Source organism: Arthrobacter sp. Soil763 (genome assembly GCF_001428365.1).
In the GTDB taxonomy this organism is placed as follows: domain Bacteria; phylum Actinomycetota; class Actinomycetes; order Actinomycetales; family Micrococcaceae; genus Arthrobacter.
Genome location: NZ_LMSH01000001.1, coordinates 674,551 through 694,761, shown reverse-complemented (window position 1 = coordinate 694,761; position 20,211 = coordinate 674,551). Strand labels below are relative to the sequence as shown.

Here is a 20,211-nt window from a genome sequence, read left to right as displayed (position 1 = left end):
CGCTCCCTCAGATCCGGCGATAAAGCGACGGGCCCCCCTCACATGATGTGAGGGAGGGCCCGTCGTTTTTCCGTCAAACGTGAGGGAGCGTCGGTCTAGACGGCGGCCTTGGCCTCCTCGACCACGGCGCAGACCGCCGGGAACAGCGGATGGTCCGCGTCCAGGCCGGTGATCTTTGTCGTGGCGTCCTCGGCGCTGGCGGAGTTCAGCAGCTGCGCCAGCTCGACGGCCTCGGCGTCGGCCGGGTCGTTGAAACGCAACGCGGCCGCGATCGCGCCGACCAGCGCCTCGGGCACGATCCCGCGCTCGGCAAGCTCCGCGGCGGGTCCGATGAAGCGCTCGTGCCGGCTGAGTTTCCGCAGCGGCGCCCGGCCCACCCGGTTCACCGTGTCCGGCAGGTGCGGATTGGAGAACCGGCCGAGGATCTTCTGCACGTAGGCTTCCTGTTCCTCGCGGTTGAAGCCGTGCTTGGCCACCAGCAGCTCCTTGGTTTCGTCCAGCACCGCGCGCACGTCCGCGGCGACGTCCTGGTCCGCCATGGCCTCGGAGATCTTGCCCAGCCCTGCCTCGAACCCGAAGTAGGCGGCGGAAGCGTGCCCGGTGTTGACCGTGAAGAGTTTCCGCTCGATGTAGGGCGCCAGGTCATCGACGAAGGTCGCCCCGGGGATGACCGGTTCCTTGCCCGCGAACGGGGTGCGGTCGATCACCCACTCGTAGAAGTTCTCCACCGTGACATCCAGGCCCTGCCCGGCCTCCTGGTTGGGCACGATCCGGTCCACCGCCGTGTTGGCGAACACGGCGGCGTCGTCCAGGTTCCCCGCGGCCGGGTCCCACTGCGCGGCAACCTCGGTCTTCAGGATGTCGGTGGCGTTGATCGCGTTCTCGCACGCCATCACCTGGAGCGGTGCCAGGCCCGCCGCCCGGGCCGCAATGCCCCGGGCGATCAGGGGCGCGACGAACTTCAGGATGTGCGGGCCGACGGCGGTGGTGACGATGTCCGCGGTCGCGATCTCCGCGACGACGTCGGCCTCCTGGGTGCCGGAGTTGAGCGCGCGGAAGTTGTCCACCGTCCGGACGGTCGGGTTGTCCCCCACCTCGTGCACCTGGTAGCTGTCCGCGGCCGCGAGCTGGGTGATGAGGGCGTCCGCGACGTCGGCGAACACCACCTCATACCCCGCCTCGTGCAGCAGCAGCCCGACGAAACCGCGGCCGATGTTTCCGGCTCCGAAATGAACAGCCTTCACTAGGAATTGACCTTTCCGAACAGGTCGAGCACTTCGTCGACGGTGGTGGCCGCCTCCAGCTGCGCGACCTGCGCCTTGTTGGTGAAGACCTTGGCGATCGAGGACAGGATCTGCAGGTGTTCGTTGTTGATGCCGGCGACGCCGACGACGAACTTGACTTCCTTGCCGTTCCAGTCGATGCCGTCCGGGTAGCGCACCACGGACACCGCGGACTTCATGATGTGGTCCTTGGCCGCGTTGGTGCCGTGCGGAATCGCGAGGTAGCTGCCCATGTAGGTGGAGACGGATTCCTCGCGCTCGTGCATTGCGTCCAGGTAGCCGGCGTCGACGGCGCCGCGGTCCAGCAGCAGCCGCCCCGCCTCATCGATCGCAGCGTCCCGGGTGGTGGCGGTGCCGCTGAGGACCACGCTGTCGGCCACGAGAATGCCGGACGGGCCGGCCCCCGCCTCCGGTTCGGCGGCCGCACCGGCTGCCGGGGCAGCCGCACCGGCCGGCGGCGCGGCAGTAGCCGCAGGAGCCTCGGTGGCTTCCGCCGGGGCGTTGCTGCTCTTGACCAGTTCCACAATCTCGTCGTACTTCGGCGAGTTCATGAAGTTGTCCACGGAGACGTGCACGGCACTGGAGGTTGCGGGTTTGGCCCGTTCGGTCAGGTCCTGGTGCGTGATGACGACGTCGTACGTGTCGGAGAGGTTCGCGATCGCGGAGTTGGTGACCTTGACGTCCGGGTAGCCGGCGGCCTTGATCTTGTTCCGCAGCACCGAGGCGCCCATCGCGGACGAGCCCATCCCGGCGTCGCAGGCGAAGACGATGTTCTTGACAGGCCCGGCCAGCACCGCGACGCCGCCGGCGCCCGCACCGGCGCCGGTGAGGGCCGAGGAGACGGAGCTCTTCTTGCCCTTCATGGCCTCCATCCGGCTGGTGGCGGCACCGAGTTCGTCGCCCTCGACGTCCTTGCTGGCCTTGAGGATGACCGAGGCGATCAGGAAGGACACGGTGGCGGCGAGCAGCACCGAGAGCGCCACGCCAAAGAAGCTGTCCGCAGGGGTGGCGGCGAAGACGGCAATAATGCTGCCCGGGGCGGCCGGGGAGCGCAGGCCCGCGCCGGTCAGGACCAGGGTGAAGATGCCGGTCATGCCGCCGCCGATCGCGGCGAGGATGATGATCGGCTTCATCAGCACGTAGGGGAAGTAGATCTCGTGGATGCCGCCGACGAACTGGATCAGCGCGGCGCCTGGGGCCGAGGCCTTGGCCATGCCCTTGCCGAAGATCATGTAGGCGAGCAGGATGCCGACGCCGGGGCCGGGGTTGGCTTCCAGCAGGAACAGGATGGACTTGCCCTGGGCGAGTGCCTGCTCGGTGCCCAGCGGAGTCAGGATGCCGTGGTTGACGGCGTTGTTCAGGAACAGGACCTTGGCCGGTTCAATGAAGATGCTGGTGAAGGGCAGCAGGCCGTTGTTGACCAGGAACTCGACGACGGCGCTGGCACCGTTGCTGAAGGCCTTCACCACCGGGCCGATCACCAGCATGCCGAAGATGGCCATGACGGCGGCGACGATGCCGGCGGTGAAGTTGTCGATCAGCATCTCGAAGCCGGGCTTGACCTTGTTCTCCCAGAGGCTTTCGAGCCGCTTCATGATCCAGGCAGTCAGCGGGCCCATGATCATCGCGCCGATGAACATCGGGATGTCCGTACCGACGATCACGCCCATGGTCGCGGCCGCGCCGACGACGCCGCCGCGGACGCCGTAGACCATGCGTCCGCCGGTGTAGCCGATCAGGAGCGGCAGCAGGTAGGTGATCATCGGGCCGACCAGCTTGGCCAGTTCCTCATTGGGGGTGAAGCCCGCCGGGATGAAGAAGGCGGTAATGATGCCCCAGGCGATGAAGGCGCCGATGTTGGGCATGATCATGCCGGACAGGAAGGTGCCGAATCGCTGGACGCCGACCCGCATGCTGGTCCGTGGTTTCGCAACTGTCTCTGTTGCCATCTGATTTCCTAACCGTTGTTCCTGCTGCACCGCAGGATTGTCCGATATTTCGAGCTAGCTGGTGGAACTGGTCGAGATCCGGTGGAGCCATTCGAGAAAAAGCTTGAGTTCGGAGCTCGAGAGCTGGTCCGAGTGCGAAGCCTGCAGCGCCGCGTTCAGGGCGATCGCCGCCACCACGACCGGGGATTTCCCGGAATCCGGCCCGCTGTCCCGGGCCTGTTCGGTGGAGACGGCGAAAATCATCGCGTCCCGGGTCATGGCGGACAGCTCAAGGTTCCGTTCCGGCGCCTTCTCCGTGATCAACATGAGCGTCACCCCCACGTTGGCGGCCAGGATGCTGCGGGCCGCCTCCTTGGGCGGGACGGCGAGCTGGCCGGCGACGGCGGCCTTGTTGAGCATCTCCTCCATCAGCGCCTCGGCGTCGGCGACGACGGCGGGGCGGCTTTCCGGGCGGATGTTGCCGAACATGACGAGGTACAGCTCCGGCTGCTTCAGCCCGAAGTGCACGTGCTGGTCCCACATCCGGCGGATGTCCTCCAGCGGCTCCCCGGAAGGCGCGAAGTCACGCTCCCGGGCTACGTACTCTTCGAAGCCGGCGGCCACGACGGCGTCGAACAGCCCTTCCTTGTCTCCGAAGTGGTGGTAGAGCGTGGGAGCGGTGACGCCCGCCAGCTGCGTGATCTGGCGGGTGGAGACCGCGGCTCCCCCGGACTTGGCCAGCAATCCGGCCGCTGCACGCAGCAGCCGGGTTTTGGGCGGTAGCTGGCCATCGATACTCATAACCGCTACCCTAGCACCTATAGCAACGCTATATGAAGTGCATCACATACACTTTTTCAGGGACCGCCATTCCGGGTTGACGTAGCCGTCCGCCGCGGGAAACGTGGGGTCCAGCCTCCCCCGCGGCGGCACCTGGACCGACTTACTGGCTCACGGCAGAGATTGAGGACTTTCAGTGCAGAACTTCCAAGGAGTAGGCGTCAGCCCCGGCCGGATCATCGGCACCATCCGCCAGATGCCGAAGCCGGTCAGCGAACCGCCTGCGGGCGAGCAGCTGCCCGCGGGGGTCTCCGCGGAGGAGGCGACCGCGGCGCTGAAGGCGGCCGCCAAGGCCGTGCACGACCAGCTCAAGGCACGGTCCGAAACCGTCAGCGGGGACGGCAAGGCGGTCCTGGAAGCCACGGCCCTGATGGCGACCGACACCATGCTGCTGAAGTCCGCGGCCAAGCTGATCGGCCGCGGCACCTCCAACCAGCGGGCCATCTGGGAAGCCGGCGGCTCGGTCTCGGAGATGCTGCATAACCTGGGCGGCTACATGGCCGAACGCGCCACCGACGTCCTCGACGTCCGGGCCCGGATTGTGGCGGAACTGCGGGGCGTGCCGGCCCCGGGCATTCCGTCGTCGGACGCCCCGTTCATCCTCATCGCCGAGGACCTGGCGCCGGCGGATACGGCCACGCTCGACCCGGACAAGGTGCTGGCGCTGCTCACGGCCGGCGGCGGTCCGCAGTCGCACACGGCGATCATCGCCCGGTCCCTGGGCCTGCCCGCCGTCGTCGCCGCCGCCGGCGTCGACGCGCTCCCGGACGGCACCGAGGTCTACGTTGACGGGGCCGCCGGCACCATTACGGCGGACCCGGACCAGGCCCAGCGGGACGCGGCGGAACACTGGGCCGCCACCGCATCGCTGCTGGCGGACTTTGACGGCAACGGCACGACGGCGGACGGGCATCTGGTGCCGTTGCTCGCCAACGTCGGCGGAGCCAAGGACGCCGTCGCCGCCGCCGGGCTCAACGCCCAGGGCGTGGGCTTGTTCCGGACCGAGTTCTGCTTCCTCGAACGCGACACCGAACCCACCGTGGAGGAACAGGCCGCCGCGTACAAGGGGGTCTTCGACGCCTTCCCCGGCAAGAAGGTGGTGTTGCGCACCCTGGATGCCGGGGCGGACAAGCCGCTGCCGTTCCTGACCGACGCCACCGAGCCGAATCCGGCCCTGGGCGTCCGCGGCTACCGGACCGACTTCACCACCCCGGGCGTGCTCGAACGCCAACTGCAGGCGATCGCCCGCGCGGAGCAGGAATCCGAGGCGGACGTGTGGGTGATGGCGCCGATGATTTCCACCGCCGAGGAAGCTGCACGGTTTGCATCGCTGTGCGCGGCGGCCGGGATCAAGACCCCGGGCGTCATGGTGGAGGTGCCGTCGGCGGCGCTCACCGCGGAAGCGATCCTGCGCGAGGTGGGCTTCGCGAGCCTGGGCACCAACGACCTCACCCAGTACGCCATGGCCGCGGACCGGCAACTGGGGCCGCTCGCCGGACTGAACACGCCGTGGCAGCCAGCCGTGCTGCGCCTCGTCGGCCTGACCGTCGAGGGTTCCCTCGCGGAAGGCCACGGGAAACCGGTGGGCGTCTGCGGCGAGGCCGCCGCGGACCCGGCCCTCGCCGTCGTGCTGACCGGGCTGGGCGTCACCACTTTGTCCATGACGGCCCGCTCCATCGCGGCCGTGGCCGCGGTCCTCAAGACGGTCACCCTCGCCGAGGCGCAGGACCTGGCCAAGCTGGCCCTGTCCGCACCGAGCGCCACCGAGGCCCGCGCCTGGGTGCGGGCCAAGCTGCCTGTCCTGGAGGAACTGGGCCTCTAACCGGGGACCGGGCACTCCGCCCGGGGCGCTAGGATGCAGTCCATGACACTGATAGCTCCCCGGGTGACGGCCGGGCTCCCGGCCGACGACGCACAGAAACTCCGGTATGCCCTCAACGGCAGCAGCGACATCACCGTCTTCGTCGACGGCACCGTCCACCGCCTGCCGCCCGCGGCCAGGGACGCCGTCGTGGACCTGCTGGAGCGCTTCAGCCGGGGGGAATCCGTCACCGTCAGCAGCGTCGAGGAGATGCTGACCACCTCCAAGGCGGCCGAACTGGCGGGGATTTCGCACACCTACCTGCGGAACATGACCGACCGGGGCGAGATCCCGGTCGAGTACCGCGGCACGCACCGCCGGATCCGGCTGGCCGACATCATGGCCTGGCTGCAGACCCAGCAGAAGAAAGCGTCCGCCGGCCCGGCCGCGGGCGGCGGGACTGGTGACGACGCCCCCGACGGCGCGACGGACGGTTCGTGACGGCGTGATAAGGATCAAACAACGATCCCGCCCGGGCGCCGGAGGGCAGCGGGGGACGGGGTTACGCTTGAATTGTGGGTAAGTTCAGAGGGTGGCACATCCTGGCCGGTATCGCCGCCATGCTGCTCACCGGCATCCTCGGAACGGTGATGGGCCTGAACGCCACCGCCGCCTTCATGGCCAGCTGCGTCGCCTTCGTGGCCGTGGCATTGTGGACGGACAGCCGCCTGGCCCGCCGGAACCGGGAGGCCGCGGAGCCGGAAGGCTCCTCCGGCGCGGACCGGAATTCCGCGTTGCGGGACGAGCGCTGACCGAGTCCCGACCCGGGCACCCGACCCGGACGCCTAGATCCAGGGCCCTAGATCCGGGGCCGTTCCGCCCAGCGCCGCGCCTTAAGCGCCGCGTGCAGCTCCAGCCGGACCATACCCTTCAGGGGATCCACGCCCAGCACTTGCCGGATCCTGCCGAGCCTGTTGTACACGCTGCTTCGGTGCAGGTGCAGCTTGGCCGCCACCTCCTGGACCGAGCTGTCATTGTCGTAGAAGAGCTCCAATACCGGCAGCAGCTCCGCGTTTCGGTCGTGGTCCTCCAGCATCCGGAAGTACACCGAGCCCGCGTCCGCCCAGGCGCCGGCCCCGCCGCCCGCCGAGGCGAGCAGCTGGTAGAGGCCGGTGGCGCGGCAGTCCACCAGTTCGCCCAGCTGCGGGTCCACGGCCGCGGCCTGCGCGGCCTGGCGGGACTGCCGGTACGCCTCCGCCAGTTCCCGCGGCCGGGAGAAACCCTCGGACGTGCCGAGGATGATCCTGTGCACGGGCCGGCCGGCGCGCTTGGCCAGCTCCAGCTGGTAGTGCACCAGCACCTGGGCGTGGTCGGCCCGGCCGGTGGACTCCTTGAAGAGCACGACGGCGTGGGTTTCCGTTCCGGCGCTGAACAGCGCCGCGTCGACGCCGATCGTCGCCTGCAGCGCCGCGGAGCGGTGGATCAGGGTGGACGCGATCGGATCGGAACCCTCCGCCCAGCCGTCGGCGTCGAGCACCGTCACCAGCTGCCACGGACCGCGGCCCTGCACCTCCTTCCAGCCGGCGACGGCGGCGACGGCGTTCGCTTCACCCCGGCAGGCGGCGAGGAACTCCTGTTCGCGGCGGCGGCGGAACTCGGACCCGGCGGTGTTGGAGTCCAGCAGCAGGGCGGAGAGCTGCTCCAGTTCCGGCGCGACGTCCGGCAGCTGGGCCAGGACCGACCCGGCGGTGGGCTCCCCGGCGTCGAGCTGGACCCAGAGGTACCCCACCCGGAAGCCGCGGACCAGCAGCGGCACGCACACGCGTCCGAGCATCCCGAGCTCCTCGTTGGCCGGGACCACCACCGGCCGCACCGCCGTCGCGATCCCGTGTGAGAGCTGCCAGGCGCTGACGTCGACCGGGACGCGCTTGCTGAGCAGGAAGTTCACCCGCACCCGGTCCGCGTGGGACTGGTTGGAGCTGTAGGCGAGCAGCACGCCGTCGAGGTCCTCGAGCGAGAGTCCGCGCCCGAGCCTGAGGGCCACGCGCTCCACGAGCTGCTCGACGTCCTGCTGCTGCATGCTGCAACAGTACTGCCCGGCGCCCCGGACCGGCGAGCGGACGGCGGACGGACAGCAGGCGACACCTGCCGCCCCCATGCCGGACATTTGTCGAGCCGGCGTTTCCGAAAACCCCGGAATGGCGCGGTTTCCGGGGCGGAGGGGGCCGGTAGCCCTGTCGCCTGCCTCACAGCCGGTCCTATTCTGGAATCACGACTTCCCCCGCACACCCGGCCTGCACGGCCACCATCACTGGAGCCCAAAAATGATCATCGGTGTCCCCAAAGAAATCAAGAACAACGAATTCCGGGTGGCCATCACCGCGGCCGGCGTCCACGAATTCCGCCACCACGGCCACACCGTCCTGGTGGAGCGCGGCGCGGGCCTGGGCTCCGGCATCACGGACGAGGAATACGCGATCGCCGGCGCCGAGATCGTTGCCGACGCGGACGATGTCTGGGGCCGCGCGGACATGGTCATGAAGGTCAAGGAGCCGGTCAAGGCCGAATACCACCGCTTCCGCAAGGGCCTGATCCTCTTCACCTACCTGCACCTGGCCGCCGAGCCGGAGCTGACCCAGGAACTGATCAACACCGGCGTCACCGCGATCGCCTACGAGACCGTGCAGGAGGGCCGCGCGCTGCCGCTGCTGGCCCCCATGTCCGAGGTCGCGGGCCGCCTGTCCGTGCAGGTCGGCGCCACCTCGCTGATGGCTCCGGCCGGCGGAAAGGGCGTGCTGCTGGGCGGCGTGCCCGGCGTCCGGCCCGCCAAGGTCGTGGTGCTCGGCGCCGGCGTGGCCGGCACCAACGCCGCCGTGATGGCCATGGGCCTCGGCGCCGACGTCACCATCCTGGACATCAACATCAACCGCCTGCGCGAACTGGACGCCCTCTACCAGGGCCGCCTGAAGACCGTGGCCTCGAACGCCTACGAGATCGAAAAGTCCGTCGTCGACGCCGACCTCGTGATCGGTTCCGTCCTGATCCCCGGCGCCAAGGCCCCGAAGCTGGTCACCAACGAGCTCGTCTCCCGGATGAAGCCCGGCTCCGTGCTGGTCGACATCGCGGTGGACCAGGGCGGCTGCTTCGAGGACACGCACCCCACCACGCACCAGGAACCGACGTACAAGGTGCACAACACGATCTTCTACTGCGTCGCCAACATGCCCGGCGCCGTGCCGAACACCTCCACCTACGCCCTGACCAACGTCACGCTGCGCTACGCGGTGTCGCTGGCCAACCTCGGCGTCAAGGCCGCCTTCGAACGCGACGCGGCCCTGGCCTCCGGCCTCAACATTGCCGGCGGCAAGGTGGCCCACCACTCGGTGTCCGAGGCGCACAACCTGCCCCTCGTCGCCGACTGGCACGAGCTGGTCTCCGCGTAACTTAGCCCGTCATCGTCCCGCTGCGCTGGGCGACAGACATCCTCTGCGTGCTGCTCCCCGCCGTTCCCCTCGCCTCGCAAGCTCGGCCAGGGAACCCGAACGGCGTGGGCCCACTTCGTCGCTTTGACGCACGCTGCCGGATGCCCGTCGTCCAGCGTTGCGTTCGTTAAGCCCTTTTAACGGCAAGTTCCCGGGCCTGCTCAATCAGCGTGAGGACCTCGACGGCGTCGGCCGGGTTTACCGGAAGCGGGAGGGCAGAGGAGGCGCCGCCGTCGGCGATCTTTTCGGCTAGCAGCCGGTAGAACTCCGGGTACGCGCCGCGTTCGGTGGGCAGCCGGTCCAGGTGGCCGTCGCGGCCGAGCTGCCCGGCCCAGGCGGTGTCCTCCACCCCGTACGCCGCGTCCAGCGGGCTGCCGCCGGCCGCGAGGTAGGGCTCCTGCGGGTCGACGCCGTGCTTGGTGAAGCCTCCGCCGGAGCCCAGCAGCCGGAAACGCGGGCCCTGCTGGGCGCAGAGCAGGTTCATGGCCAGGTGGCTTGTCACGCCGGACTCGTGCCGCAGCGCCACGAACGCGTCGTCGTCCGCGCGTTCCCCGTCCCGCCGGGCGGCCAGTTCCGCGTGGGTCACGGTGGCGGGGCCGAACAGCTGCAGCGCCTGGTCCAGCAGGTGGGTGCCCAGATCGAACAGCACCCCGCCGCCGTCGCCGGCCGTGGCCGCCGCCTTCCATGCCTTCGTCACGGCCGGGGACCAGCGCTCGAAGCGTGACTCGAAGCGGCTGACCGCGCCCAGGGCCCCGCTCTCCAGCAGGCCGCGGACGGTCAGGAAGTCCCCGTCCCAGCGCCGGTTGTGGAAGACGGAGAGGACCCGCCCCAGCCGGGCCGCGAGCTCCACCAGTTCCTTCCCCTCGTCGCTGCGCACGGTGAAGGGTTTGTCGACGACGACGTCCAGGCCCGCCTCCAGCGCGGCCTTCGCGAGCGGGTAGTGCATGGCCGGCGGGGTTCCGAGCACGATCAGGTCCAGGCCTTCTGCCAGGTCCAGGAGGGCGGCCGGGGTGTCCACGAGCCGGGCGTCCGGGTGTGCGGCTGCCGCCGCCGCTTTCCGGCCGGGGTCGGAGGTGGCGATCGCCGCCAGCCGGAAGGCCGGGTTGGCGGCGATCAGCGGCGCGTGGAAGACGCTGCCCGAGAGCCCGAAGCCGGCGACGGCGGTGCGGATGGCGGCCGGGGCCGCGGGAACGGAAGCGGAGCGGGCGGGTTCGGAGGTCATTGCTCCACGCTACCCGCCCGACGCCCCCTCAGATCCGGAAACAATTCAGGCGACGCTCCCCCACGATGTGAGGGAGCGCCGCCTGAAAGGCCGCTATACGTGAGGGAGCGTTACTTCTGCCAGCCCACCAGGCTCCAGTCCGGGGTCTGGAACAGGGACGCGCCGTAGTTGGCGAGGCCGGTGCGGGCGAAGTAGATCTGCGGGCCGTTCATGATGACGCCCATGGAGTAGTACTTCGCCATGTGCTTCTTCTCGACCTCCATGGCCGCCTTGTTGCGCTCGGCGTCGTCCTGGATGGAGGCGAGGTCCTTGATGGCCTTGTCCAGTTCCGCGTCGCCGAGGCCGTTTTCGTTGGTCTTGGAATCGTAGAACTGCTTCACGCCGGAGGTGGCGTCCGAACCGACGGTGTAGCCGCTGATGGTCAGCTGGAAGTCCCGGCTGCCCAGGACCTTGCCGAAGTCGGCGTCGCCGCGCTGGTCGATGCCGACCTCCATGCCGGCGGCCTGGAGCTGCTTCTGCAGGGTCTGGACCGTGGCGAGCGAGGTCGGGTCGTCACCGAAGTTGGTGATCTTGAAGGAGACCGGCTTGCCGTCCTTCTCCATGGTGCCCTTGGCGTTCGGGGCGTAACCGGCCTCGGTCAGGACCTTCTTGGCCTGCTCGGCGCCGGCCTCGGTGACGGGGTAGTTGTCCTGGTAGTACTTGGAGAACGGCATCAGCATCATCGATCCCGAGCTCTCCTCTTCCCAGTTCAGGCCGCCGAAGCGCACGGCGCGCACGGCCGGGCGGTCAACGGCGGTGAAGATCGCCTTGCGGACCGCGACGTCGGTCAGCGGCGCCTTCTGGGCGTTGAGGTTCAGGCCGCCGGCGAACAGGCGCTGGCCGCGGCGGACCTCGGAGTTCTTGGTGCCTTCGAGCTGCTTGTACTTGGTGAGCGTACGGCCGTCAGCCATGTCGATTTCGCCGTTCTTGAACGCGGCGATCTCGGCGCTGGCCTCGAGCTGGCGGAAGACGACCTTTTCCAGGACCGGCTTTTCGCCCCACCACTTGTCGTTCGGGACCATGGTTACGGTCTTCGCGGCGGAGTCGAACTTCTCCACCTTGAACGGGCCGGCCATCCACTCCGGGTGCAGTTCGCCGGAGAACCCGGTGTTGAAGATCTCCGGGGTGTTGACGGACTGCGGAATGAAGCCGCCGAAGATGTCGCTCAGCGGGTAGACCGGCTGGGTGGTGGTGGCAACGACTTCCTTGTCGCTGCTGCCGGCCTTGACGGAGTCGATGAACTCGTACGCGCCGGACGAGACGATGTCGATGTCCTTGTTCTTGCCGTTGAGCATCTTCCAGGTGTTCACGAAGGTTTCGGCGTTGATGGGGGTGCCATCGTTGTACACGGCCTTCGGGTTGATCTTGATGGTGATGGTCTGCTTGCCATCCTTGACTTCGCTCTTGAAGTCCTCGCAGAAGTTCTTGTTCAGGCTGGTGGTGCCGTCGAAGTCGAGCTTCCAGCAGCCAACGTAGCCGGCCTCGTCGATCGGGTAGTGCAGTTCGGTGTTGTCCGCCGAGTTGCCCGCGTTGGAGTAGCCGTTGAAGTCCGGACCGATGTTGCCGACCGGCAGGGTCACGGTGCCGCCCTGCTTGAGTTCGTCGGCCTTCTTGGCGTTGACGCTGACGAGCTTGCTGAGGTCGCCGGAGGCGTCCTGGGCCTTGGCGCTCTCGGCGGTGGTGGTGGCCCCGCCTCCGCCGCAGCCGGTCAGCGCGAGGGCTGCCGCGACGGCGGCCACCCCGCCGATCCTGGTCAGATTCTTCATGATGTTCCCCTTCATTTTTGGTGCGAGTTGTCGTTCAGGTGCGGTGTGGTGGCTCAGAGGGACTCGTGGACAACCAACATGTCCGCGTCCAGTTCGCCGTCCGGATAGAAGCAGGCGAATTGCTGGTCAGTGGGGCCCGACGTCGGGCTGGCTGGTGCCGCGGTTGCCCCCGGTGCCGCGGCGCTTTCCAGCGGCGGCTCCAGGCTCAGGCATTTTTCCTGCTTGGCGGCGGGCAGGGCGGCGAAGACCGGGCAGCGGGTCGCGAAGTTGCAGCCCTTCGGGGCGTCCAGCGGAGAGGGCAGGTCGCCTTCGAGGATGATGCGTTCGCGGGTGCGTTCCAGCTGTGGATCCGGCACCGGAATCGCGGAGAGCAGCGCCCGGGTGTAGGGGTGGCGGGGGTTGTCGAAGACCTCGTCGACGTCGCCGATCTCGACGATCTTGCCCAGGTACATGACGGCCACCCGGTTGGAGATGTGCCGCACAACGGAGAGGTCATGGGCCACCATGAGGTAGCTGAGTCCGAGCTCGGCGCGGAGCTTGTCGAGCAGGTTGATGACCCCGGCCTGGACCGAGACGTCGAGGGCGGACACCGGCTCATCCAGGACCACCAGCTTGGGGTTGACCGCCAGGGCCCGGGCGATGCCGATGCGCTGGCGCTGGCCGCCAGAGAACTGGTTGGGGAAGCGGTTGACGTGGTCCGGCTGGAGGCCCACGAGTTCCATCAGCTCCATGATCCGCTTCCGGATCGCCGGCTTGTCCATGCCGGCGTTCTCCAGCGGTTCCGCCAGCACCTCGTAGACGGTGAAGCGGGGGTCCAGGGCGCCGGTGGGGTCCTGGAAGACCATCTGCAGTTCGCGGCGCATGGCGGCCTTGGTCTTGGCGTCGGAGGCGGCCTTGTTGCTCAGGCCGCCGATCTTCACCTCGCCGTCCTGGTCGCGGTGGAACTCCATGATCTCCAGCAGCGTGGTGGTCTTGCCGCAGCCGGACTCACCCACGATCGAGAAGCACTCGCCTTCCCGGATGTCGAAGCTGAGCCCGTCCACGGCCTTGACCGTGCCGATCCTGCGCTTGATCAGCGCGCCCTTCATCAGCGGGAAGTGCTTCCTGACGTCGGTGAGTTCCAGCACCGTGGTGCGTTCGGCACGGGGGACGGCGTCGAAGCGGGATACCGGCAGCTCCGGGGCCCGGAAGATTTCGTGGACGTCCACGGCGCCGCCGAGGGATTCGCTCTTGATGCAGGCGGCGCGGTGTTCCAGGGTTCCCCCGCCGGTGCCGGCGACCGCCCGGAGGTCCGGTTCGCCGTGCAGGCAGGCCTCGCTGGCCAGCGGGCAGCGCGGGGCGAAGGAGCAGCCGGTGGGCGGGTGGATCAGGTTCGGCGGCATGCCCTCGATCGGCACGAGCGAGGTCTTCTCGGCCACGTCCACGCGCGGCACGGCGCCCAGCAGGCCCATCGTGTAGGGCATCCGGGCGTTGTAGTAGATGTCCTCGACGCTGCCGGTTTCCACCGGCCGGCCTGCGTACATGACCATGATGTCGTCGGCCATGCCGGCCACGACGCCCAGGTCGTGCGTGATCATGACGACGGCGGCCCCGGTTTCCTCCTGCGCGGTGTGCAGCACCTCGAGGACCTGCGCCTGGATGGTGACGTCGAGCGCCGTCGTCGGCTCATCGGCGATCAGCACCCGGGGGTTGTTGGCGATCGCGATCGCGATCATCACGCGCTGGCGCATGCCGCCGGAGAACTCGTGCGGGAAGGCCTTGAGCCGGTCCTTGGGGCTGGGGATTCCCACCATGGCCAGGAGTTCGACGGCGCGCGCTTCCTTGGCCTGCTTGCTCATGGTCGGGTTGTGCACCGTGAGGGCTTCGATGATCTGGGTGCCCACGGTGTAGACCGGGGTCAGTGAGGACAGCGGGTCCTGGAAGACCATGGCCATGTCGTTGCCGCGGAAGCGGCACATCGCCTTGTCGCTGAGCCCGAGCAGTTCGGTGTCCTTGAGCCGGACCGAGCCGGTCACCTCCGCGGTGTCCGGCAGCAGGCCCATGATGGCCATTGAGGTCACGGACTTGCCGGAGCCGGATTCGCCGACGATGCCGAGGGTCTTGCCCGGCATCAGGTCGAAGTCGACGCCGCGGACCGCGTGCACCACGCCGTTTTCGGTGTTGAAGCGGACGTTCAGGTCCCGGACGGACAGCACGGCACCGGCCGGGGCGTCCGCGTAGGCGGTGTGAAGTCCGGCGACGTGCAGCCGCTCGGCGGTGCTCAGGTCGGTGGCGGTGGTTTCGCTGCTCATGTGGTCTTCTTCTTTTTCTTGGCGCTGCCGATCGAGCTGGAGCTGGGGTCGAACGCGTCCCGGAGCCCGTCGTTCATCATGGCCAGCGACCCGGTCAGCAGGAACATCACGGTCAGCGGCACCCAGAACATCCACGGGAAGGTGGACACCTGGGAGGTGGCCTGGCCGATCAGCACGCCCAGGCTCACGTCCGGGACCTTGATGCCGATGCCGATGAAGGAGAACGCGACCTCGGCGAGGATGGCGCCGGTCACGCCGCGGGTGATGTCGAGCACCAGCAGGGAGCCGATGTTCGGCACCAGGTGGCGCCAGACGATGCGCCGGGCGGGGACACCCATGTACTGGGCGGATTTCACGAAGTCCCGCTGCATCAGCGACATCGAGAGCGAGCGGATAAGGCGGGCCGTTCCCATCCAGTTGAAGATCAGCAGGACGATGATCAGCAGCAGCCAGCTGGGCAGGTTCTGCTTGAGCCCGTTGCCGCCGCCGCTGGTGGCCACGGCAACGACCAGCAGGGCCGGCATCATGATCAGGGCTTCGAGGATGAACAGCATGACCTTGTCGACCTTGCCGCCGAAGTAGGCCATGGTGCAGCCGTAGACCGCGGCGATCAGGACGGACACCAGGCCGACGACCACGCCGATCAGGATCGAGACACGGGTGCCCTCCACGGTCAGGGCATACAGGTCGATGCCGGCCTGCGAGGTGCCCAGCAGGTGTTCGGAGGAGGGGCCGACGCCGATGTTGAACGGGTCGATCGTCTCCTTGTCCCAGCTGGAGAAGGCTCCGCCGACCAGGGACAGCACGGTCAGCAGCAGGAAGATCACCAAGCCGGTCACCGCGGTCTTGTTGCGCAGGAAGCGCCGCAGGATGATCGTCGATTTGGCGATGACGACGTCGTTGTTCTCGATCTTGGCTTCTTCGGCGACGGCGGCCGGATCGATGGCGTTCAGGTTGGTCATGGCTACTGCACCCGCACTCTCGGGTCGACAAGGGTGGTGGCGAAGTCGGCGAGGATGGCCCCGATCGCGAAGATCACGGAGCCGTAGGCGAGCGTTGCCGTGGCGGCGTTGACGTCCTGCAGGGCGATCGCGTCGATACTCCACGACCCGACACCGTGCCAGGCGAAGATCTTCTCCGCGAAGAAGCCGCCGGCGAAGATGGCCGGGATGGTGAACGCGATGCTCTGCGCCACCGGGATGAACGACACGCGCAGGGCGTGGCGGGTGATGGCCTGGTTGCGGGTCAGGCCCTTGGCGCGGGCGGTGCGGACGAAGTCGGCGTTGACGTTGTCCAGCAGGTATTGCCGTTGCGCGATCTGGTAGGCGCCCCAGCCGACGATCGTGATCGCGAAGGTGGGGACGGCGTAGTGGGCGAGCATGTCGACGAACTGGGCCCAGCCGCCGCCGTCGAGCCCCGGCGTGGAGATGCCGGTGACGAAGAAGATGCGTTCGCCCACCGTCTCGTTGATGTTGATGGCACCGAGCTGGACCAGGAAATACGCGATCGGCGCCGGCACGATGTAGACGAGGTAGCTGTACGAGGTGATCGCGCGGTCGGAGAATTTGTACTGCCGTGCCGCGGTGTAGACGCCGAGCGCGACGCCGATGATCAGGGTCAGGATGATCGAGGCCAGGAACAGGCGGGTGGAGATCCACACCCGGTCGCCGAACTCGGCGTTGATGAAGGCACCGTTGGGGCTGCGGCCCCAGTCCCACCGGGTGACGATCCCGGTGAGCCATTCCACATAGCGTTCCCACGGACTCAGCGCGGGGTCCAGGCCCTTGAGCCGGAAGGAGTTGGCGATCTGTTCGGGCGTGGGCCGCGGAATCTTCTCCTGCTCCAGCAGCGCGGGCTGGAGGCTGGTCACCGCCAGGAAGTACCCGGCGCTGGTGGTCAGGAAGATCATGAACGCATAGGTGACGGCACGCTTGGCCAGATAACGGAGCATGCTAGTTCAGGATCGCCGTGTCGGACACGGCGCCGTGCGCCGCCGGTCGGGCCGGGCCTGCCTGGCCGCGCGCCAAGGTCGGTACAACATTCACAGCATGGATCCTTCCGTTGTCCCCCCGCGGGCAGGGGGTTTTCCGCTGCCGATCGGGGATCATGGCCAGCGGGTGCCTGGCCGCCCGCATGCCTCTCGGCGAGCCCTGATGGACTATGTTGCGGGTCACATTCCAGAGGAAACTACCACATAGGTATTTCGGAAAGACGCACCAAACGGGACGAAATGAGTCGTCTACTACCAGATCGTTATGAATAACTCTGGTGAATTGATTTGACTTGGCAGCGGGCGCCGAGTCGGCTATTTTTAGCCGCCCCGCACGACCCGGGTGACAAGCTCGCGCCAGGACTCGGCGAGGCGCTCCGGGGAGACCCCGTGGACCCGTACGGAGTGCAGGATCCGCTCGGGCTCCAGCGTCACGCTCAGGGCTCCGGCCATAAGCCACGGATCCGCTGTCACCCCGGCTTCCCTGAGCAGCATCTCCAGGTGGCGGTGCCAGAGTACGGCGGCCGGCACGTCGAAGCGGTTGTGGGCGGACGCATCGGCCGCGCGGGCCAGCTCGCCGTATTCGAGCACCCAGTTGATCCGCTCCGCACCGAAGGCGATGAGCCTCGCCAGCGGCGGGGCTCCCGGCCCGAGCGGCGGCGGGCCGAACATGAACCGGCCCTGGAATCCGGCCTCGGCATCGCTGAGCAGCGCAAGCATCAGCCCCCCCCGGCTGCCGAAGCGGCGGAAGACGGTGCCCTTTCCCACCCCGGCACGCGCCGCGAGGCTGGCCATGGTGAGCCCGTCGGCGCCGGCTTCCTCGACCAGCTCGCGGGCGGCGCGCAGCAGCAGCGCCCGGTTCCTGGCGGCGTCCCTGCGCTCGGACTCGGCCGCCGGCTCGCCGGGACCGCCGGGTCGGACTGGGATAAGGCTCACACGGGTCATTGTAGCGAGCGGGAATAAGAAACGGACCGCAGTCCGTTTACATTCGGTGTAGGGCTGAGTAAGCCTGCCAGAACGTCCAGCCGCCGGTTTTCGTGCGGCGTGCAGCTAGGAGATTCCATGACCACCAACACCGTTCTCACCCTCGTCGGCAGCCTGCGGGCCGGTTCGACCAACCAGCAGCTGGCCGAAGCCATCCAGCTCAACGCGCCCGAGCAGGTGGACGTCGTGATCCATGAGAGCCTCGGCAACATCCCGTTCTACAACGAGGACATCGACGTCGAAGGCCAGGTGCCGGCCGCCGCCGCCGCGCTCCGTGCCGCCGCAAGCAGCGCCGACGCCCTGCTGCTGGTCACCCCCGAGTACAACGGCACCGTTCCCGCACCGCTGAAGAACGCCATCGACTGGCTGTCCCGCCCCTTCGGCGCCGGCGCCCTCAAGGACAAGCCGACCGCTGTCGTCGGTACCGCCTTCGGCCAGTACGGCGGCGTCTGGGCCCAGGATGAGGCCCGCAAGGCTGCCGGCATCGCGGGCGCCCGGGTGCTGGAGGACGCCAAGCTCGCCGTTCCCGGTTCCATGGTCCGCTTCGCCGAGGTGCACCCCAAGGACGACGCCGAGGTCGTGGAGCAGATCAAGGGCGTCTTCGAGGCCCTGGCGGAAGCCCGGACCCAGGCGGCCTAACCGCCGGACTCCCCCGCATGTGCCCCGGCAGCGCTCCGCTGCCGGGGCACTCGCGTCTTCGCCCTTGTGAACGAAACTTTTGTGAACAAAAGTTTTCCCCCTGGCAACTGGGCCTGTACCCTTGGACTGTGACCCACGAAACACTTGATGCCGCCGCAGAGGTTCTTCCGGCAGAGGCAATTGACGCGATCGAACGTGCGGCTACGTCCGCCCACCGCCACGAGAGGCTTTTCTCGGAGCGCGCAGCAAATATCAAGCAGTCCGCCGTGCGGGATGTCTTCGACATCTCCCTCCGTCCCGGCCTGGTTTCTCTCGCCGGAGGCAGCCCCTACCTGCAGTCCCTCCCGCTGGAGCGCCTGGCCGCGTCGGCCGCGAAGATCATCGCCGAACAGGGTCTGACCGCCCTCCAGTACGGCGGCGGCCAGGGCACCGAGGAGCTGCGCACCCAGATCTGCGAAGTCATGGCAGCCGAGGGCATCCTGGACGCCAAGCCGGAGAACGTCGTCATCACCGCGGGCTCGCAGTCCGCCCAGGACGTGGCCACCAAGGTCTTCTGCGACCCTGGCGACGTCGTACTGGTCGAAGACCCCACCTACGTCGGGGCACTCAACACCTTTGAGGCCTACCAGGTCGAGGTCGGCGCCGTGGCGATGGATGACCACGGCATCATCCCGGACCTCCTGGAGGCCAAGATCGCCGCCCTCCGGACGGCGGGCAAGACCATCAAGTTCCTCTACACCATTCCCAGCTTCAACAACCCGTCGGGCATCACCCTCGCCCCGGAGCGCCGCCAGCAGGTGGTCGATATATGCCGGAAGGCGAATATCTTGGTGCTGGAGGATAACCCCTACGGCCTGCTGCGCTTCGACGGGCATCCGCTGACCCCGCTGCGGGCGGAAAACCCGGACGACGTCATCTACATGGGCTCGTTCTCCAAGATTTTTGCCCCCGGGCTGCGGATCGGCTGGGCCCTGGTCCCGGCCCACCTGCAGCGGCGGTACTACCTGGCCTCCGAGGCCGTCACCCTGTGCCCGCCGGCGCTGGGCCAGATGCTGGTCTCGGCCTACCTGCGCGACTATGACTGGCTCGGCCAGATCGCGACCTACCGGGAGCTGTACCGGGAACGCTGCGAGGCCATGCTCGCGGCGCTCGAGCAGTACATGCCGGAGGGGCTGAGCTGGACCCGTCCCGAGGGTGGCTTCTTTGTCTGGGTCACCCTTCCCGAGGGGGTGGACACGTATCCGTTGTTGCAGAAAGCCATCGACGCGGGTGTCGTCTTCATTCCGGGAGCCGCGTTCACGCACTCCGACGAGCCCTCCAACAAGCTGCGGCTGGCCTACAGCGCCATGCCGCCGGAGGCGATCGAGGAGGGCATCCGCCGCCTGGCGCCGGTACTGCGGGAAGCCATCGCGGCGTTGTAGCCTGAAGCATTGCCGCGGTCCGCACCGGACCTGACCAGAGGAGCACCCCATGACCGGAATCATCGTTGTCGGCGTCGACGGCAGTGAGACTGCCCTGAAGGCGGCCCACACGGCCCGGGACCTCGCGGCGTCGCTCGGCGCCACCCTGCACGTGGTCAGCGCTTTCGACAGCGACCGGACCGAGGTCTACGGCAGCGGCAGTGACCGGTGGATCGTCTCCGACGCCGGCGACGCCGAGAAAGTCGCCAAGGGCGTCGCCGAAAGCCTGCGCACGGCCGAGCTGAACGTCACCTACGCCGCCGCCCGGGGCAAGCCCGCCGAGGCGCTGATCGAGGAGGCGGAGCGCTCCGGCGCGCAGCTGATCGTCGTCGGCAACCGCCGCATGCGGGGCCTCGGCCGGGTGCTTGGGAGCGTTGCGAACAGCGTCGCCCACAACGCCCCCTGCGACGTCTACATCGCCAAGACCGACAGCCCGGCCTAGGCCCACGGCTGGGCCGGCTGGGCCGGCTGGGCGGGCGGCCGGGC

17 protein-coding genes are annotated in these 20,211 nt (G+C 68.3%); 7 read left to right on the top strand and 10 right to left on the bottom strand.

All coding sequences use genetic code 11. The annotated features are described in order from the left end of the window. Positions 1–95: 95 nt before the first annotated feature. From ASG71_RS03245 to ASG71_RS03235, 3 genes are read right to left on the bottom strand one after another with little or no spacing between them, the layout of a single operon-like run. Positions 96–1,244 carry a mannitol-1-phosphate 5-dehydrogenase gene (locus tag ASG71_RS03245; protein WP_056737007.1) on the bottom strand — a complete coding sequence of 383 codons (1,149 nt, stop codon included), beginning with the start codon at positions 1,242–1,244 and terminating at the stop codon, positions 96–98. After that, on the bottom strand, positions 1,244–3,232 hold the full coding sequence (locus ASG71_RS03240) for a PTS mannitol transporter subunit IICBA (RefSeq protein WP_056737005.1): 1,989 nt from the start codon (positions 3,230–3,232) through the stop codon (positions 1,244–1,246). Before ASG71_RS03240 ends, ASG71_RS03245 begins: the two co-directional genes overlap by 1 nt. Positions 3,233–3,286: 54 nt before the next feature. After that, on the bottom strand, positions 3,287–4,012 hold the full coding sequence (locus tag ASG71_RS03235; RefSeq protein WP_056737003.1) for a TetR/AcrR family transcriptional regulator: 726 nt from the start codon (positions 4,010–4,012) through the stop codon (positions 3,287–3,289). Positions 4,013–4,187: 175 nt separating this feature from the next. Here ASG71_RS03235 and ptsP point away from each other — a divergent pair, with 175 nt between their 5' ends. From ptsP to ASG71_RS03220, 3 genes are all read left to right on the top strand, one after another. Beyond that, a complete protein-coding gene (ptsP, locus tag ASG71_RS03230; RefSeq protein ID WP_056737000.1) occupies positions 4,188–5,873 on the top strand; it encodes a phosphoenolpyruvate--protein phosphotransferase in 1,686 nt (561 codons plus the stop codon). 42 nt (positions 5,874–5,915) lie between these two features. Next, positions 5,916–6,353, top strand: coding sequence for a helix-turn-helix domain-containing protein (locus tag ASG71_RS03225; protein WP_056736998.1), 438 nt, complete (start codon positions 5,916–5,918; stop codon positions 6,351–6,353). Between the two features lie 74 nt (positions 6,354–6,427). Then, the gene (locus ASG71_RS03220; protein ID WP_056736996.1) at positions 6,428–6,664 is read left to right on the top strand and encodes a hypothetical protein; all 237 of its coding nucleotides are present in this window, start codon (positions 6,428–6,430) and stop codon (positions 6,662–6,664) included. Between the two features lie 47 nt (positions 6,665–6,711). On the opposite strand, the gene ASG71_RS03215 is transcribed toward ASG71_RS03220, so the two are convergent. After that, entirely contained in the window at positions 6,712–7,932 is a 1,221-nt protein-coding gene (locus ASG71_RS03215; protein ID WP_056737250.1) for a PucR family transcriptional regulator, read from the bottom strand. Positions 7,933–8,176: 244 nt separating this feature from the next. Here ASG71_RS03215 and ald point away from each other — a divergent pair, with 244 nt between their 5' ends. Next, positions 8,177–9,295, top strand: coding sequence for an alanine dehydrogenase (ald, locus tag ASG71_RS03210; protein WP_056736994.1), 1,119 nt, complete (start codon positions 8,177–8,179; stop codon positions 9,293–9,295). 166 nt (positions 9,296–9,461) lie between these two features. Here ald and ASG71_RS03205 read toward each other — a convergent pair whose 3' ends face one another. From ASG71_RS03205 to ASG71_RS03180, 6 genes are all read right to left on the bottom strand, one after another. Then, positions 9,462–10,556, bottom strand: a complete 1,095-nt coding sequence (locus ASG71_RS03205; RefSeq protein WP_056736992.1) for a Gfo/Idh/MocA family oxidoreductase — start codon at positions 10,554–10,556, stop codon at positions 9,462–9,464. Between the two features lie 110 nt (positions 10,557–10,666). Further along, on the bottom strand, positions 10,667–12,361 hold the full coding sequence (locus ASG71_RS03200) for an ABC transporter family substrate-binding protein (protein WP_056737247.1): 1,695 nt from the start codon (positions 12,359–12,361) through the stop codon (positions 10,667–10,669). Between the two features lie 53 nt (positions 12,362–12,414). Next, the gene (locus tag ASG71_RS03195; RefSeq protein ID WP_056736989.1) at positions 12,415–14,652 is read right to left on the bottom strand and encodes an ABC transporter ATP-binding protein; all 2,238 of its coding nucleotides are present in this window, start codon (positions 14,650–14,652) and stop codon (positions 12,415–12,417) included. Further along, the gene (locus tag ASG71_RS03190; RefSeq protein ID WP_056736987.1) at positions 14,649–15,614 is read right to left on the bottom strand and encodes an ABC transporter permease; all 966 of its coding nucleotides are present in this window, start codon (positions 15,612–15,614) and stop codon (positions 14,649–14,651) included. Before ASG71_RS03190 ends, ASG71_RS03195 begins: the two co-directional genes overlap by 4 nt. A gap of 2 nt (positions 15,615–15,616) precedes the next feature. Then, positions 15,617–16,603 (bottom strand): ABC transporter permease, encoded by a 987-nt coding sequence (locus ASG71_RS03185; RefSeq protein WP_056736986.1) that lies wholly within the window; start codon positions 16,601–16,603, stop codon positions 15,617–15,619. A gap of 360 nt (positions 16,604–16,963) precedes the next feature. Beyond that, positions 16,964–17,578: a TetR/AcrR family transcriptional regulator gene (locus ASG71_RS03180; RefSeq protein WP_056736984.1), complete on the bottom strand. Its 615-nt coding sequence runs from the start codon at positions 17,576–17,578 to the stop codon at positions 16,964–16,966. A 126-nt stretch (positions 17,579–17,704) separates the two neighbouring features. Between ASG71_RS03180 and ASG71_RS03175 the strand changes: the two genes are divergently transcribed. The 3 genes from ASG71_RS03175 to ASG71_RS03165 all read left to right on the top strand — a co-directional run bounded on the left by ASG71_RS03175 (position 17,705) and on the right by ASG71_RS03165 (position 20,167). Further along, positions 17,705–18,265 carry an NAD(P)H-dependent oxidoreductase gene (locus ASG71_RS03175; RefSeq protein ID WP_056736982.1) on the top strand — a complete coding sequence of 187 codons (561 nt, stop codon included), beginning with the start codon at positions 17,705–17,707 and terminating at the stop codon, positions 18,263–18,265. 128 nt (positions 18,266–18,393) lie between these two features. Further along, positions 18,394–19,686, top strand: a complete 1,293-nt coding sequence (locus ASG71_RS03170) for a PLP-dependent aminotransferase family protein (protein ID WP_056736980.1) — start codon at positions 18,394–18,396, stop codon at positions 19,684–19,686. 49 nt (positions 19,687–19,735) lie between these two features. Then, positions 19,736–20,167 carry a universal stress protein gene (locus ASG71_RS03165; RefSeq protein ID WP_056736978.1) on the top strand — a complete coding sequence of 144 codons (432 nt, stop codon included), beginning with the start codon at positions 19,736–19,738 and terminating at the stop codon, positions 20,165–20,167. Positions 20,168–20,211: the final 44 nt, after the last annotated feature.

Excerpts from the sequence above, each read along its gene's own strand:
- ASG71_RS03240 (WP_056737005.1), bottom strand. The coding sequence starts at position 3,232 with ATGGCAACAGAGACAGTTGCGAAACCACGGACCAGCATGCGGGTCGGC.
- ASG71_RS03235 (WP_056737003.1), bottom strand. The coding sequence starts at position 4,012 with ATGAGTATCGATGGCCAGCTACCGCCCAAAACCCGGCTGCTGCGTGCA.
- ASG71_RS03225 (WP_056736998.1), top strand. The coding sequence starts at position 5,916 with ATGACACTGATAGCTCCCCGGGTGACGGCCGGGCTCCCGGCCGACGAC.
- ASG71_RS03215 (WP_056737250.1), bottom strand. The coding sequence starts at position 7,932 with ATGCAGCAGCAGGACGTCGAGCAGCTCGTGGAGCGCGTGGCCCTCAGG.
- ald (WP_056736994.1), top strand. The coding sequence starts at position 8,177 with ATGATCATCGGTGTCCCCAAAGAAATCAAGAACAACGAATTCCGGGTG.
- ASG71_RS03205 (WP_056736992.1), bottom strand. The coding sequence starts at position 10,556 with ATGACCTCCGAACCCGCCCGCTCCGCTTCCGTTCCCGCGGCCCCGGCC.
- ASG71_RS03200 (WP_056737247.1), bottom strand. The coding sequence starts at position 12,361 with ATGAAGAATCTGACCAGGATCGGCGGGGTGGCCGCCGTCGCGGCAGCC.
- ASG71_RS03195 (WP_056736989.1), bottom strand. The coding sequence starts at position 14,652 with ATGAGCAGCGAAACCACCGCCACCGACCTGAGCACCGCCGAGCGGCTG.
- ASG71_RS03190 (WP_056736987.1), bottom strand. The coding sequence starts at position 15,614 with ATGACCAACCTGAACGCCATCGATCCGGCCGCCGTCGCCGAAGAAGCC.
- ASG71_RS03185 (WP_056736986.1), bottom strand. The coding sequence starts at position 16,603 with ATGCTCCGTTATCTGGCCAAGCGTGCCGTCACCTATGCGTTCATGATC.
- ASG71_RS03175 (WP_056736982.1), top strand. The coding sequence starts at position 17,705 with ATGACCACCAACACCGTTCTCACCCTCGTCGGCAGCCTGCGGGCCGGT.
- ASG71_RS03165 (WP_056736978.1), top strand. The coding sequence starts at position 19,736 with ATGACCGGAATCATCGTTGTCGGCGTCGACGGCAGTGAGACTGCCCTG.